The organism is Vibrio sp. McD22-P3 (genome assembly GCF_021568915.1).
Taxonomy (GTDB): Bacteria; Pseudomonadota; Gammaproteobacteria; order Enterobacterales; family Vibrionaceae; genus Vibrio; species Vibrio mediterranei.
Genome location: NZ_JAKGTN010000009.1, coordinates 108,126 through 122,581, shown reverse-complemented (window position 1 = coordinate 122,581; position 14,456 = coordinate 108,126). Strand labels below are relative to the sequence as shown.

The 14,456-nt window shown below is 45.8% G+C and carries 9 protein-coding genes; 4 read left to right on the top strand and 5 right to left on the bottom strand.

The annotated features are described in order from the left end of the window. Positions 1–4: 4 nt before the first annotated feature. The 5 genes from folK to sfsA all read right to left on the bottom strand — a co-directional run bounded on the left by folK (position 5) and on the right by sfsA (position 4,172). Entirely contained in the window at positions 5–490 is a 486-nt protein-coding gene (gene folK, locus L2W36_RS12355; RefSeq protein WP_107307026.1) for a 2-amino-4-hydroxy-6-hydroxymethyldihydropteridine diphosphokinase, read from the bottom strand. Beyond that, positions 490–1,839 (bottom strand): polynucleotide adenylyltransferase PcnB, encoded by a 1,350-nt coding sequence (gene pcnB, locus L2W36_RS12350; protein WP_236110179.1) that lies wholly within the window; start codon positions 1,837–1,839, stop codon positions 490–492. The genes folK and pcnB overlap by 1 nt, the downstream gene beginning before the upstream one ends. A gap of 87 nt (positions 1,840–1,926) precedes the next feature. After that, positions 1,927–2,814 carry a tRNA glutamyl-Q(34) synthetase GluQRS gene (gene gluQRS, locus L2W36_RS12345; RefSeq protein ID WP_038224019.1) on the bottom strand — a complete coding sequence of 296 codons (888 nt, stop codon included), beginning with the start codon at positions 2,812–2,814 and terminating at the stop codon, positions 1,927–1,929. Positions 2,815–2,880: 66 nt separating this feature from the next. After that, positions 2,881–3,327: an RNA polymerase-binding protein DksA gene (gene dksA, locus L2W36_RS12340; protein WP_006072667.1), complete on the bottom strand. Its 447-nt coding sequence runs from the start codon at positions 3,325–3,327 to the stop codon at positions 2,881–2,883. A 131-nt stretch (positions 3,328–3,458) separates the two neighbouring features. Then, positions 3,459–4,172 (bottom strand): DNA/RNA nuclease SfsA, encoded by a 714-nt coding sequence (sfsA, locus tag L2W36_RS12335; RefSeq protein ID WP_236110178.1) that lies wholly within the window; start codon positions 4,170–4,172, stop codon positions 3,459–3,461. Positions 4,173–4,228: 56 nt separating this feature from the next. Here sfsA and hrpB point away from each other — a divergent pair, with 56 nt between their 5' ends. The 4 genes from hrpB to acnB all read left to right on the top strand — a co-directional run bounded on the left by hrpB (position 4,229) and on the right by acnB (position 14,381). Continuing rightward, on the top strand, positions 4,229–6,694 hold the full coding sequence (gene hrpB / locus L2W36_RS12330) for an ATP-dependent helicase HrpB (protein WP_236110206.1): 2,466 nt from the start codon (positions 4,229–4,231) through the stop codon (positions 6,692–6,694). Then, on the top strand, positions 6,691–9,081 hold the full coding sequence (gene mrcB, locus L2W36_RS12325; protein ID WP_096442817.1) for a penicillin-binding protein 1B: 2,391 nt from the start codon (positions 6,691–6,693) through the stop codon (positions 9,079–9,081). Before hrpB ends, mrcB begins: the two co-directional genes overlap by 4 nt. A gap of 81 nt (positions 9,082–9,162) precedes the next feature. Next, complete coding sequence (locus L2W36_RS12320) at positions 9,163–11,481, top strand: patatin-like phospholipase family protein (RefSeq protein ID WP_236110177.1); 2,319 nt, start codon at positions 9,163–9,165, stop codon at positions 11,479–11,481. 302 nt (positions 11,482–11,783) lie between these two features. Then, a complete protein-coding gene (gene acnB / locus L2W36_RS12315) occupies positions 11,784–14,381 on the top strand; it encodes a bifunctional aconitate hydratase 2/2-methylisocitrate dehydratase (protein ID WP_038224012.1) in 2,598 nt (865 codons plus the stop codon). Positions 14,382–14,456 lie beyond the last annotated feature (75 nt).

Here is a 14,456-nt window from a genome sequence, read left to right as displayed (position 1 = left end):
TTGGCTACGATTGCCAAACTCTGAGCCCATTACGTGACACATTGTCCACCAGTGTTTTGAGCTCAGTCCCGTCAGGGAGTTGTAAATTTGGTGCGATTTCCAGAAGCGGATAGAGAACAAACTCTCTCTCTTTCATCCCATAATGAGGAACGGTTAGGCGCTCGGAATCGATCACCTCATTGCCATAAAGAATAATATCGAGATCAAGAGTTCTTGGGCCCCATCTCTCATCTTTACGGACACGCCCTTGTTCCAGTTCGATCGCTTGCGTGCAATCGAGGAGCTCAAGTGGCGTTAATTCGGTAGAAATTTGCGCGACAGCATTAATGTAATCAGGCTGATTTTGTGGTCCCATTGGTGTACTGCTATAAAGCGAGGAGCAAATCGTGAGCTTACTCTTTGGTAAGTGCTTAAGTGCTTCAATCGCTTCGTTAGCTTGAGCTACGGGATCTGACAGATTGCTGCCAATCGCTATAAAACAAGTAATCATTACTCAGCGCTCTTAGATTTCTTCGGTGTTCTTCTGCGACGAGAACCAGAACGAGAGCTTGAACCACCAAGGTCATTGACCATGGCTTGACGCATATTACGCCCCGCTGATTGGAACGTTGCCCACCATTTTGCCAAAGCAGACACTTCACCGCCTTCAATTTCGCCACGCATTTCGAGGAAATCAAAGCCCGCTCGGAACTTGTTAAGCTCCATCAGTCGGTAAGCTCGCTTGCCTGAACGACGAGGCAGTCGCAATTGCAGTTGCCATATCTCGCGAATCGTTGCGGTATGACGGCGCGGGATCGCTGTCGATTTGACTTGCTCATCGAGAATGCTATTGCTAGCTTCCATGATGGCGTCGTACTCAGACATGCCTTTTGACATTAATCGAGTGGCGTATTCCATCATTGGGTACCAAAGCATGGCGGCAAACATAAACGCTGGGTTTACGCGTTTACCTTCTTCGATGCGCTCGTCGGTAGCGTCCAACACCAAGTCTAAGACTTGTTCAGTGCGAGAAGAATACTCTTCTGTAAAGTGCGGCGCTATGATTGGGAACAATTGTTGGAATAAATTGTATTCCCTTAATAGGTGATAGGTTTCTAGCCCATACCCAGACTGTAATAGCTTTAATGACTCTTCATATAAGCGAGCAGACGGGATATCACGCAATAATGGTGCAAGTTCTTCAATCGGCGCTGCTGTGTCTTCTTCAATGTCAAAATCTAATTTGGCAGCAAAGCGTATAGCGCGCAGCATACGAACAGGATCTTCGCGGTAGCGAACTTCAGGCTCACCGATAAGACGAATTAAACGATCTTCTAGATCTTCCATTCCACCTGCATAGTCGTGAATGGAGTAGTCGCCGATGTTGTAATACATCGCATTGATTGAGAAATCACGACGTTCTGCATCTTCATCAATAGAACCATAGACATTGTCGCGCAGTAGCATGCCTTCTTTGCTCTGTTGAGAAACGTTTTTCTCTTGTTCTTGATGGTGTCCACGGAAGGTAGCGACTTCAATAATATCGCGACCGAACATAATGTGTGCAAGACGAAAACGTCGACCAATGAGACGACAATTCCTAAATAGTTTTTTGATCTGCTCTGGCGTTGCGTTAGTGGCTATATCAAAATCTTTAGGTTGTTCTCCAAGCAGCAGATCGCGCACGCCGCCGCCAACGAGATACGCGTCATATCCTGCACCATTAAGGCGATATAAGACTTTTAACGCATTTTCGCTGATCTGCTTGCGCGAGATGTTGTGTTCGTCTCGGCTATAAGTCTGCAATGAAAACTCGTGATAGACCGGTTGAACTTTTTGGGAATTTTCTTTTTTATTCATAATATTAACGCAATTTAGGTTCGCGAAATGACGCGGTTTTGGCGTACATTTCGTGCCTGACGCATGAAATTTGCCGCTTATGATAGCTTAGAGAGCCTCATTTGAGAATGGTGGTTTGATTTTGAGCTCATTTGGAAGTTGTAAAAGCTGCCAGTTTTCCACGCCCCACTGGATGATAGTCTCTATGTTTTCTGTTTCAATATGGCTATCAATGTTGAAACCAAGAAAACGCATTGCATTGAGTAATGTGGGTCTTGGATTGCCTAAATCAATAGCTGTGGCATGATTTTGTTTGGATAACTTGTTGCCATTATCATCAATTGCCAGCGGAAGATGCAGGTAGCTCACTGGTTCCACGTCTAATGTCTTATATAAGCTGATTTGACGACCTGTCGGTTCAATTAGATCAGCACCGCGAACGACTTCGGTGATGTTCTGATAAATATCATCGAGCACCACCGCAAGGTTGTAGGCAAACAACCCGTCACGACGCTTAATAATGAAGTCTTCTTCAGCTAGCGCTTTAGGGATATCCAGTTGGCCATATCGTTGGTCGATAAAGGATTCAACCGGATGGTGCATTTTGAGGCGGACCGCGCACTGATTGCTTGAACTCAGTGCTTTATCTCGACACGTACCTTGATAGTAGCCACCCAGTGCTTTTATTTGCTTTCTGGTGCACTCACATAAATAAGCTTGCCCTTGATGAAGCCAATGGTCAATTTGAGCCTGATAAGCGTCCAACCGAGAACTTTGATAAAGAACATCACCATCCCAGTGCAATTGATAGGCTTCCAGTGTTTTTAAGATAAGCGAGGCTGCTCCAGCCACTTCACGAGGAGGATCAATGTCTTCTATTCGAACTAACCACTGGCCTGAATGGCTTTTGGCTTGGAAATAACTTCCCAAAGCGGCAATTAAGGAACCAAAATGGAGTGGACCTGAAGGAGAGGGGGCAAATCGACCTATGTACATAGTATTTGTTTCGTATGAAGTAGTGGATCAAAAAAGGGAGCGCTTGCTCCCTTTTCTTATCGCTTATTAGCCTTGCATTTGTCTTTCTTTGATTTCTGCAAGAGTCTTACAGTCGATACATAAATCGGCAGTAGGACGAGCTTCTAAACGACGGATACCGATTTCGATACCACAAGATTCACAGAAGCCAAACTCATCTTCTTCAATCTTGTTTAGTGTCTTCTCAATCTTTTTGATTAAGCGACGTTCGCGGTCACGATTGCGAAGTTCAAGACTGAACTCTTCTTCTTGTGAAGCGCGGTCAACGGGATCAGGAAAGTTAGCTGCTTCGTCTTGCATGTGGTGCACAGTTCGATCAACTTCTTCCCTAAGTTGGTTGCGCCAAGCGCTCAAAATTTTTGTAAAGTGATCCATTTGAGCTTGTGACATGTATTCTTCACCAGCTTTCTCTTGATATGGTTCAACACCTGCAATGGCTAGGATGCCTAGCGCTTTTTTCTTAGTTTCTGGCATGCAGCATCTCCTACTTACACCTAGTCAACTGTGCGTACAGTTAATTTTAAGGCGGGTATCTATAGCAAAAAGAAATGCTGGTGGCAAATGAAGTTTGTTAAAGTTCTTATCAATGTGAAGTGAAATCACTTTTAGCTGAAATCGACCTTCGATAAGAGCGTAATTTCATTATCAAAAAACGCTGCCTTGTAACAAATTACCTCTACCCCTGCTTCCTCTGTTTGCTTGAGTAATTGTGAATATTTCGCATCTATATGGTGTGCCACTGACACTTTTTCAATCCCTGAATGCAAAACAGCGAAAAATAATACAGCTCGATGTCCGGTTTGAACCATTTCTGTGAGCTCTCGCAAATGCTTTTGTCCTCTTGTGGTTTGTGCATCTGGAAAGTAGCCCTGACCGGTGGTGCTTGCATCATCAAGCAGTGTGACACTTTTTACTTCAATGTAGCAATCTGCGCGATCACTATCTTGTAATAAAATGTCGATTCTGCTGTTTTCTTGACCATACTTCACCTCGGTTCTCAACGATTGATAACCATTAAGCTCCTCAACAATGCCATTTTCTATTGCTTCAACAACTAAAGTATTAGCCCTAACTGTATTAACGCAAATTTTATGACCTGAGACGGTTTCCGTTAGCTCCCAACTATTAGGGTATTTTCGCTTTGCATTGTCAGAGGTGGAGTACCAAACGGTAGAGTCTGGGTCGGCGCAACCAGTCATTGCCCCGGTGTTTGCGCAGTGGATAGTGAGCTGTTCTTTGTTGCTTAAATGGATATCAGCAAGAAAGCGTTTGTATCGTTTTATTAGCTTTCCTTGCTTTAAAGGAGGATCAAAGTGCATTTCGAGGCCATTTTTTATTAGAATGAGTGGCCACATTACAACATAAGGTCAAAGCGTTGTCACAGCTCCCTATAGAACAAGTGTTGCCTTCAATATTTGAAGCGATTTCCTCATCGAATCAGATCATACTTAAGGCGGCGACTGGTGCCGGTAAGTCAACGTACTTTCCTGAAAAGCTTGTTGAAAGTGGACTGATAGATGGCAAAATTATTATGCTCGAACCGCGACGTATTGCGGCGAGAAATATTGCCATGTACGTAGCATCGCAGCGTAATGAAACGGTTGGTCAAACTGTAGGATACCGAGTACGTGGTGAGAGTAAGGTAAGCAAGGATACAAAGTTAGAAGTTGTGACAGAGGGCATCTTAACTCGTATGCTGCAAGACGACCCTGAGTTGACGGGCATTGGAGCGATTATTTTTGATGAGTTTCATGAGCGTAGCCTGCATGCCGATACCGCACTCGCTTTTTCCCTTGAAAGCCAAGAGGCGCTGCGAGATGACTTAAAGCTGATTGTGATGTCTGCAACGTTGGAAGCCAATGACCTTCAACGTGTATTACCAACAGCGACCTTTATAGAATCCAGTGGACGCTCTTTCCCAGTGGAAACCCATTATGTGCCAATGAGCCGTAATGATAATCTGCCAATGTTTATGGCAAAACAAATAGAGAACCTGATGCTACGTGAGTCAGGTTCTTTGCTGGCTTTTTTACCGGGCGTTGGCGCCATCAAAAGAGTAGAAGAGCTTTTGAGCCAATCTGGTATCGAAGCAGATATCTGTCCTTTATATGGGCAGTTGGATTTTAAAGCGCAGCAAAAGGCTATCCAGCAAGCTAAATCCGGAACACGAAAAGTCGTTCTTGCAACCAATATCGCTGAAACTTCCCTGACCATTGAAGGTATTCGCCTCGTCGTGGACTCTGGATTAGAAAACCAATCTTGGTTTGATTTAAAAACGGGTGTTTCGAGACTTGAGCAAACCCGCATTGCACAGTCCTCCGCGATTCAAAGGGCAGGACGTGCAGGTCGAATTGAGCCAGGGCTTTGTGTACGTTTATATAGTGAAACTCAGTTCAACTCACAACCTGAGCAAAGTACGCCAGAAATTTTACGTAGTGACTTGTCCGCATTGCAATTAGAACTGACCAAATGGGGCTGCTCTGATGCAATAGATTTAGCTTGGATAGACCCTCCAAAGTCCACGCATCTACAGCAAGCCCAGTCGCTTCTTATCAAGCTGCAACTTATCGATGAGAAGGGCAAACAAACCGCACTTGGACATCAAGCTCATGAGTTGGGTGTCGAGCCTCGCCTTGCTAGCATGTTGCTACAGGCTAAGCAGTTAGGGTCTGAGACGCTTAATGTGGCAATAGCCGTATGCTGCCTAATTGAAGAGCCCGAACGCAATGAGCTGGATCTTACCCGTTCATTAACGCGCTGGCAGCAAGGCACTCACTCTCGCCGTGGCTCTCTTTCCCAAAGAGCTTCTGTCTTGGCGCAACGTTTATCGCATCGTTTTGTATTAGAGGCGATGAATGAATCTTTACTCGGATTTGTCGCAGTGCTCGCATTCCCAGATAGAATAGCGGCAAGTCGCAGTGCTGCATCGGGACACTATTTGTTAGCAAATGGGCATGGAGCAAGTGTCGATAATCAGCAACCATTAGCTAAGTCACCTTACTTGGCCGTTGTTGATTTAATGAAAACCGGTCAGGGAAGTAGTCAGATTTTTAAGGCGTTGCCGCTGGATATTGAGCTGCTTTCGACAACAGCACCGCAATTAATTGATGAACTCTCTGTAGTGGATTGGGATGATCAGAAAGGTCGCTTAGTTGCCAGTGAACAACGAAAAATTGGCGCGATTGTTTTGCATCACAAAGAGATTCCCGTTCCAGAAAAAGCGGATGTTGAAGCTGCGCTGCTTGGCTATGTTAAGCGTAAAGGTTTAGCTGCGTTAGACTGGAACTCTGACGCGCAAGCGCTTTGTACGCGCGTCATATGTGCTTCGGATTGGCTCCCTGATGAAGGTTGGCCGGATATGTCTGAGCAAGCATTGTTCGACGAGCTTGAGACGTGGTTATTACCCTTCATGACTGGCATCAAGAATGCTAAACAACTTAAGAAGTTGGATGTAATGGCCGCATTACAAGCCCGCTTAGGTTGGGATAAACAACAACGACTCAATGAGTGGCTTCCGACGCATTTGGTAGTTGCCTCTGGCGGAAGAAAGAAAATACATTACCAAGTTGGTGAAGCTCCGACGTTGTCTGTGAAGCTGCAAGAAATGTTTGGCGAAAAGTCGTCACCTACTATTGCGCTAGGGAAACAAGCGATTGTGTTAGAACTGTTATCTCCAGCTCAACGTCCGTTGCAGATAACCAGAGACTTGGCGGCATTTTGGCAAGGTGCCTACAAAGAAGTACAGAAAGAGATGAAGGGGCGTTACCCGAAACATCCTTGGCCTGATGACCCAATGAATCATCAGGCAACGAGTAAAACTAAAAGACAATTGAATTCATGACAGTAACGAAAAAGTTGGCACCTAGTGGTAAAAAGCCAGCACCAAGAAAGACCACCACAAAATCGGCTCCTAAATCGAAAGCCAAAAGCAGCAAACCTAAGCGTAAACCGAGCCGGAAAAAAGCGAAACAAGGGTGGGGGAAACGTCTGCTCTCAATCGGTTGGAAACTAGCTCTGGTTGGCGTGGTCGCCCTTGGCGCGGTGTTTTACTATCTCGATCAAGTGGTTAAAGAGCGCTTTGAAGGTAATTTATTCGAGTTGCCAACAGTGGTTTATGCTCGTGTGCTCAATCTGTCTGTCGGCGACAATATTACGATAGCTCAGTTACGTAATGAACTGGACGTATTAAACTATCGTAAGGTATCTCAACCGCGCCATCCAGGAGAGTACTCCTCGTCTTCCACCAAGATAGAACTGATTCGTCGTCCCTTCGAATTTGCCGACGGTCCAGAACCCGATCGTCATGTGATGTTGTATTTTAACGATGGGTCATTGTCTCGAATTCAGTCGTTGGAAAAGAAAGGCGATCTTGGCTTTCTAAGAATTGAACCTAAGATGCTAGGGATGCTCGAGAAAAAAGCCGATGAACAACGCTTGTTTTTAAGGCGTGATCAATTTCCAGAAATCATGATCGACGCGTTATTAGCAACGGAAGATCGTGATTTTTACCAACATGATGGCATCTCCCCTACTGCCATAGCTCGTGCGTTTTTTGCTAACATTCGTGCTGGCCGCACGGTACAAGGGGGCAGTACGTTAACACAACAGTTGGCTAAAAACCTGTTCCTCACCAGTGATAGAACCTTATGGCGTAAAGTAAGAGAAGTGTTTATCGCACTCATTCTTGACTATCGCTATAGCAAAGACCAAATCTTAGAAGCATATTTAAATGAAGTTTACCTTGGCCAAAGCCGCGGTGAGGCTATTCATGGTTTTGGGCTAGCGTCTCGTTTGTATTTTGGTCAGCCATTACAAGAGTTGAGAATTGACCAGCTTGCGTTATTGGTGGGCATGGTAAAAGGACCATCGTACTACAACCCTATTCGTCATCCAGAGCGAGCTAAGCAGCGCAGAGACTTAGTGCTGCGTTTAATGATGGATCAGAACATGCTGACCGGACGTGAGTTTGAAATGGCAGCCTCTCGTGATCTCGACTTGCAGAACAATCCACAAATTGCGAGCCGCCAACCAGCGTATTTTCAGCAGCTTAACCGTGAGCTGAATAGCAAGCTAGGCGATAAGCTACGTGGTGGCAAAGGCATTCGAATCTACACATCTCTGGATCCTGTTTCACAGGACAAGTTAGAAAAGGCCATTGCTAAGCGGGTACCTCAGTTAGAGAAAACATCCGGTAAAGGTCTTGAAGCGGCTGCCGTCGCGGTGGACAGAAATACTGGCGAGATCCGCGCTATGGTAGGCGGTAAGCGTACTGGTTACAGTGGTTTCAACCGAGCGTTGAATGCGAGTAGGCCAATTGGTTCGTTAGTCAAGCCTGCGGTCTATCTTACTGCGTTGGAACAACCGCAGAGCTATGATTTGGCATCGACACTTCAAGACACTCCGATAACTTTGAAAGGCAGTCAAGGTAATGTTTGGCAGCCACGAAACTACGACCGTAAGTTCCGTGGTGATGTGCCGCTCTATCAAGCGCTTGCAAAATCTCTTAATGTCCCGACTGTGCGCTTAGGTATGTCTCTCGGTATTAAACCGGTTTCTGAGACATTAGTGCGCTTAGGTGTAGATGCGAATGAGATCAGGCCTGTTCCATCCATGTTCCTTGGTTCGCTATCGTTGACGCCGTATCAAGTGGCTCAGATGTTCCAAACTATCGCCAACTCTGGACGACAAGCCGAGCTATCGGCTTTACGCTCAGTCGTTACTGTGGACGGAGAGGTGCTCTATCGATCTCTACCTAAAGCGCAGCAGAAGGTCCCTCAACAAGCTGCATGGCTTACCACCTTTGCGATGAAAAAAGGGGTAGCTGAAGGAACGGGACGTTACCTGAATAGTCAGTTTGCATGGGCAGCACTGGCAGGAAAAACGGGTACCAGTAATGATACTCGTGATAGTTGGTTTGTTGGTGTTGATGGACGAGAAGTGACGACAATTTGGGTTGGGCGTGACGATAACAAGTCGACTAAACTCACAGGTTCAAGCGGTGCATTGCGAGTGTATTCAGACTATTTGAAAGCTCGAATTCCAGAGAAGTTAACATTGCCTTGGCCTAAAAACATCAGCATGATTGGTTTCTCTAAGCAGCGCAGTGGTGCACTGGAGCTTGATTGCGGTAGCCAATTTGAATTACCCGTCTGGGATGAAGGTGGAAAACTGAAAGCTTCCTGTGACAACCAACCCAAACAGTGGATAAAAAACCTATTTGACTGGTGATTTCAACTACGTTTAATTATGAAGAGAATTTGCTAATTACCTGATATATTGGATTAACCATAGTAAAAAGTGCTTTTAGGGATGAATGTGAAACGCCTGATTCAGTGGCTAGTAGCCGTCGCTCTCCTGTCCAGCAGTGGACGGGTGTTAGCAACCGAAAATACCGATAACAACGCAAAGGAACTTGACCGTCCTAAAATAGGATTGGTTCTGGCAGGTGGCGGCGCGAAAGGGGCTGCACACATCGGTGTTCTAAAAGCACTAGAAGAAATGCAGATTCCTGTTGATATCATCACGGGCACGAGCATGGGGGCCTATGTGGGTGGCCTTTATGCGACCGGAATGAGCGCTGACGAGATTGAAAGCTTCATCTATACCGTGGATTGGAATAATGGATATCGCGACCGCGTCAGCCGCAGTCAACGCAGGGTTCGCGATAAGGAGTCGGAAGATCGCTACCAAATCCGCACCGATATCGGTTTACATTTTGGATCGATAGAAGCCCCAAAAGGGGTGGTACAAGGCCAGAATATGTTACGCATTCTGCGCAAAACTACGGGCAACCTTCCTGAGTTCAAATCGTTTGATGATTTGGCCATTCCTTATCGTTCGGTGGCGACGGATATACTAAAACTTGAGCCTGTTGTACTGGATAAAGGTTATCTAGTGGACGCAATGATGGCGAGTATGTCGGTGCCGGGCGCACTACCTCCTTATGAGCTAGATGGCTATTTACTGGTTGATGGTGGGGTGACCAATAACATGCCTGTCGAGCTGGCGAAGCAAATGGGTGCGGATATTATCATCGCGGTTGATATCAGTAGTGATTACAAAACCCGAGAGGATTTCAGTAGCTTCTTAACTGTTGGCGAGCAGCTATCCAATTATTTGGTACGCCGCAGTACAGAAGAGCAAATGCAAGCTCTGGATGACAACGACATCTTAATGCATCCAGATGTGGGACAGATCGCTACCACCGATTTTTCAGCGATGCCGAAAGCGTATGACTTAGGGTATCAAGCGGCTTATCGTAATGAGAAACAGCTTAAAGCTCTGACCGTAAACAGTGCTAAGTTTCAGCATTACATCGATGCCAAACAGTTAGCACGCAAAAAGTTGGTGTACGGTGATGAGAACGTAGTCGATAAGATAGTGATCAATAACCAGAGTCACTACAGTGATGAGTTAATCAAAAGCCGTCTGGGGCTGGAAGCGGGTGAGATTCTAGAAACCGATGAGATAGAGAAGCATATCGAGGAGCTCTATGCGCTCGATCGTTTTGAATTGATCACATACCGTTACGATGATAAAGGCGATGAAACAGATCTTGTTGTCGATGTAAAAGAGAAATCTTGGGGTCCAAATTATATGGACTTTCGTTTCTACCTTGAAGAAGACTTCAATGCGAACAGCTTCTATTCGATCGGTGTTACCACTAACTTTACCGACTTGAACGATCGCGGGGCAGAGCTGAGAGTGAACGCGGACTTTGGTACTGACAAGCGAGTGGAAGCAGAGGTCTACTCGCCATTCATGTTCAATCAAGACTTTTTCTTGTTAGGTGGCCTTCGCTACAACAGCGACAAGCGAAATGTGCTCTGTCAATTAAACTCTAGCGGGGATGGTTGCATGGAGCCAGCTCTTGAAGGCAATGCTGATTTTATTCCAGTATCGTATCGCGAGTGGGAAGGAGAGTTTGCGGTTGGTTATCAACCAGCGCTATGGCAAGAAGTGAAAATTGGTGCAAGGTATACGACTGGTGAATCGTATGTATCACCTTTACCTTCTGCTGGTACGTTTGATTTTGATCGTCGAGGTATTTTTGCCAACTACAAACTGGACACGTTAGATGATTATAGTTTGCCGACAAAAGGCTGGTTGGTGAATTTAGAGTATTTGCTATCGAGAGACAGTGGCGACCAAAACATCCAAACTGAACCTTCAGAATTTTCTGATAACGCCTACGAAATTAGCATTGCTACTAAATATGCAAAAACCTTTAATCGTAATACCTTAGTCGGCTCGTTCGATTACGAAATGATCGAGACGGAAAACGACTCATTGCCAGTGAGCCCAAGAGAACTTGGTGGCTTTTTGAATATGTCGGGTATTCCTCGTAACAGTTTGATTGGCCAGAACAAACTCTATGGTAGTCTCGTGTATCGCTATCGCTGGTTCGATAACGACTTTGGCATGTTTCAATCCCCAGTTTACTTAGGAGCAAGTGCTGAGTATGGCGGTGTCTGGGATGGCGACCGTTCGTTGTCTAATGCGCCACTGTATCTGGCAGGGTCGGTCTTTGCTGGCATAGACTCTCCTGTCGGGCCTATTATGCTGTCTTATGGTCAAGTAGAAACAGGGTTGCGCTCGTTCTATTTGATTATTGGAGCTGCTTATTAAACGTCATTATCACTCCAGATTATGTTGAATATAAATACTCTAAATGAAGGGTAGTATTGCAGCGACCTGCTGCAACTTTAGTCGCAAAATGCTTGTTTTTACTCAAACTTGCAATGTTGGTCAAAATGATAAGATTTTAATCTAACGTTAAATTTGCTATCCTTCGCCCCACAGTTTGGCCTCTCTGGCACTGCTGATTCAGTTACTTGATGACGAGATAAGGCGAGGGAGAGCCAAGTTTCCAAGGATGTCCACTCCTAATTCTAATTATTAAGGAGGGACCGCAATGAGAGGAAAAAGTCGTGCTTGAAGCCTACCGTAAACACGTCGAAGAGCGTGCTGCCGAAGGAGTTGTCCCAAGACCCCTGGATGCCGAACAAGTTGCTGGACTTGTTGAGCTATTAAAGAACCCACCTCAGGGTGAAGAAGAGTTTATTCTAGACCTCCTCGAGAACCGTATTCCACCTGGTGTTGATGAAGCTGCTTATGTTAAAGCAGGTTTTCTGACGGCTGTAACTAAGGGCGAAGTAGAATCGCCACTAGTGAGCCGTGAAAAAGCAGCTGAACTCCTAGGCACCATGCAAGGTGGTTATAACATTGAATCACTGATTGCCTTGCTTGACGATGCAGCGCTAGCGCCAATTGCCGTTAAAGCACTGTCTCATACGCTACTGATGTTTGACGCTTTCTATGATGTTGAAGAGAAAGCAAAAGCAGGCAATGCTTACGCGAAACAAGTCCTAACCTCTTGGGCAGAGGCAGAATGGTTCCTGTCTAAACCAGAGCTACAAGAGAAAATTACGTTGACAGTATTCAAGGTGACGGGTGAAACCAACACTGATGATCTGTCACCTGCACCTGATGCATGGTCTCGTCCAGATATTCCAGTACACGCCTTAGCGATGTTGAAAAATGTACGCGATGGCATTGAACCGGATCAACCAGGTTCAATCGGTCCAATCAAACAAATTGAAGCACTTAAAGGCAAAGGGCATCAACTTGTTTATGTAGGTGACGTGGTAGGTACAGGTTCTTCTCGTAAATCAGCAACCAACTCCGTGTTGTGGTTTATGGGTGATGACATTCCAAACGTACCAAATAAGCGTGCTGGTGGTTATGTATTGGGTGGCAAGATTGCGCCAATCTTCTTCAACACAATGGAAGATGCAGGGGCACTGCCAATCGAAGTGGATGTAACTAAGCTGAACATGGGTGACGTGATTGACGTGTATCCATACCAAGGCAAAGTATGTAACCACGACTCAGGTGAAACCCTAGCAGAGTTTGCACTAAAAACAGACGTACTGATTGATGAAGTTCGTGCTGGTGGTCGTATTCCACTTATCATTGGTCGTGGTCTAACAGACCGTGCTCGCCAATCTCTAGGCCTTGAGCCGTCAGAAGTTTTCCGCCGCCCAGTAGCTGTTGAAGAGTCAGATGCTGGCTATACATTGGCTCAGAAGATGGTTGGTAAAGCCTGTGGCGTTGAAGGTGTTCGTCCGGGGACTTACTGTGAGCCGAAGATGACGACGGTTGGTTCTCAAGATACGACAGGCCCAATGACGCGTGATGAACTGAAAGACTTAGCATGTCTGGGCTTCTCTGCAGACCTAGTAATGCAGTCATTCTGTCACACCTCAGCGTATCCAAAACCAGTCGATGTGAATACTCATCATACACTGCCTGATTTCATCATGAACCGTGCCGGTGTTTCACTGCGTCCAGGTGATGGTGTTATCCACTCTTGGTTAAACCGTATGCTTCTACCTGATACCGTTGGTACAGGTGGTGATTCACATACTCGTTTCCCTCTTGGTATTTCTTTCCCAGCAGGTTCTGGCCTGGTCGCGTTTGCTGCGGCAACCGGTGTTATGCCTCTTGATATGCCAGAATCTATCCTTGTTCGCTTTAAAGGTGAAATGCAGCCAGGCATCACACTTCGTGATCTTGTTCATGCGATTCCTTACTATGCGATTCAGCAAGGTCTATTGACGGTTGAGAAAGCCGGTAAGATCAACGAGTTCTCTGGTCGTATCCTAGAGATTGAGGGCGTTGAACATCTAACTGTTGAACAAGCATTCGAACTTTCTGATGCTTCGGCTGAGCGTAGTGCTGCAGGTTGTACTGTTAAACTGTCTCAAGAGTCCATCGAAGAGTACTTGAACTCAAACATCACTATGCTTAAGTGGATGATTTCAGAGGGCTATGGTGACCGTCGTACTATCGAACGTCGTATTGTTGCAATGCAAGAGTGGCTGGCTAACCCAGAACTAATGCAAGCGGATAGCGATGCAGAATACGCTCATGTTATCGAGATTGATCTTGCAGACGTGACGCAGCCAATCCTTTGTGCACCAAATGACCCAGATGATGCTCGTCTACTTTCTGAGGTGCAAGGGACAGAAATCAACGAAGTCTTCATTGGTTCTTGTATGACTAACATTGGTCACTTCCGCGCTGCTGGTAAGTTGCTTGATAAATACAATGGTCAACTAGATACTCGTTTATGGATTGCTCCACCAACGAAAATGGACCGTGACCAGCTAACGGAAGAAGGCTACTACGGTATCTTTGGTCGCGCTGGGGTTCGTATCGAAACACCGGGATGTTCTTTGTGTATGGGTAACCAAGCGCGTGTTGCTGACGAAGCGACAGTTATGTCTACGTCGACTCGTAACTTCCCGAACCGTCTTGGTACTGGTGCTAATGTATACCTTGCGTCAGCTGAACTTTCTTCAGTCGGTGCAATCCTAGGTAAGATTCCAACGAAAGAAGAATACCTAGAGTACATGAAGCAGATTGACCCAACGGCAGCAGATACATACCGCTATCTAAACTTCCACCGTATGGGCCAGTACACAGAGAAAGCAGACACAGTCATCTTTCAAGAGCCTGCTTAATGGTGAATTATAGAGCTTGCTAAGAGCTCTATACTGAATAAAAAAACGGCCACTTTGAGTGGCCGTTTTTTTATG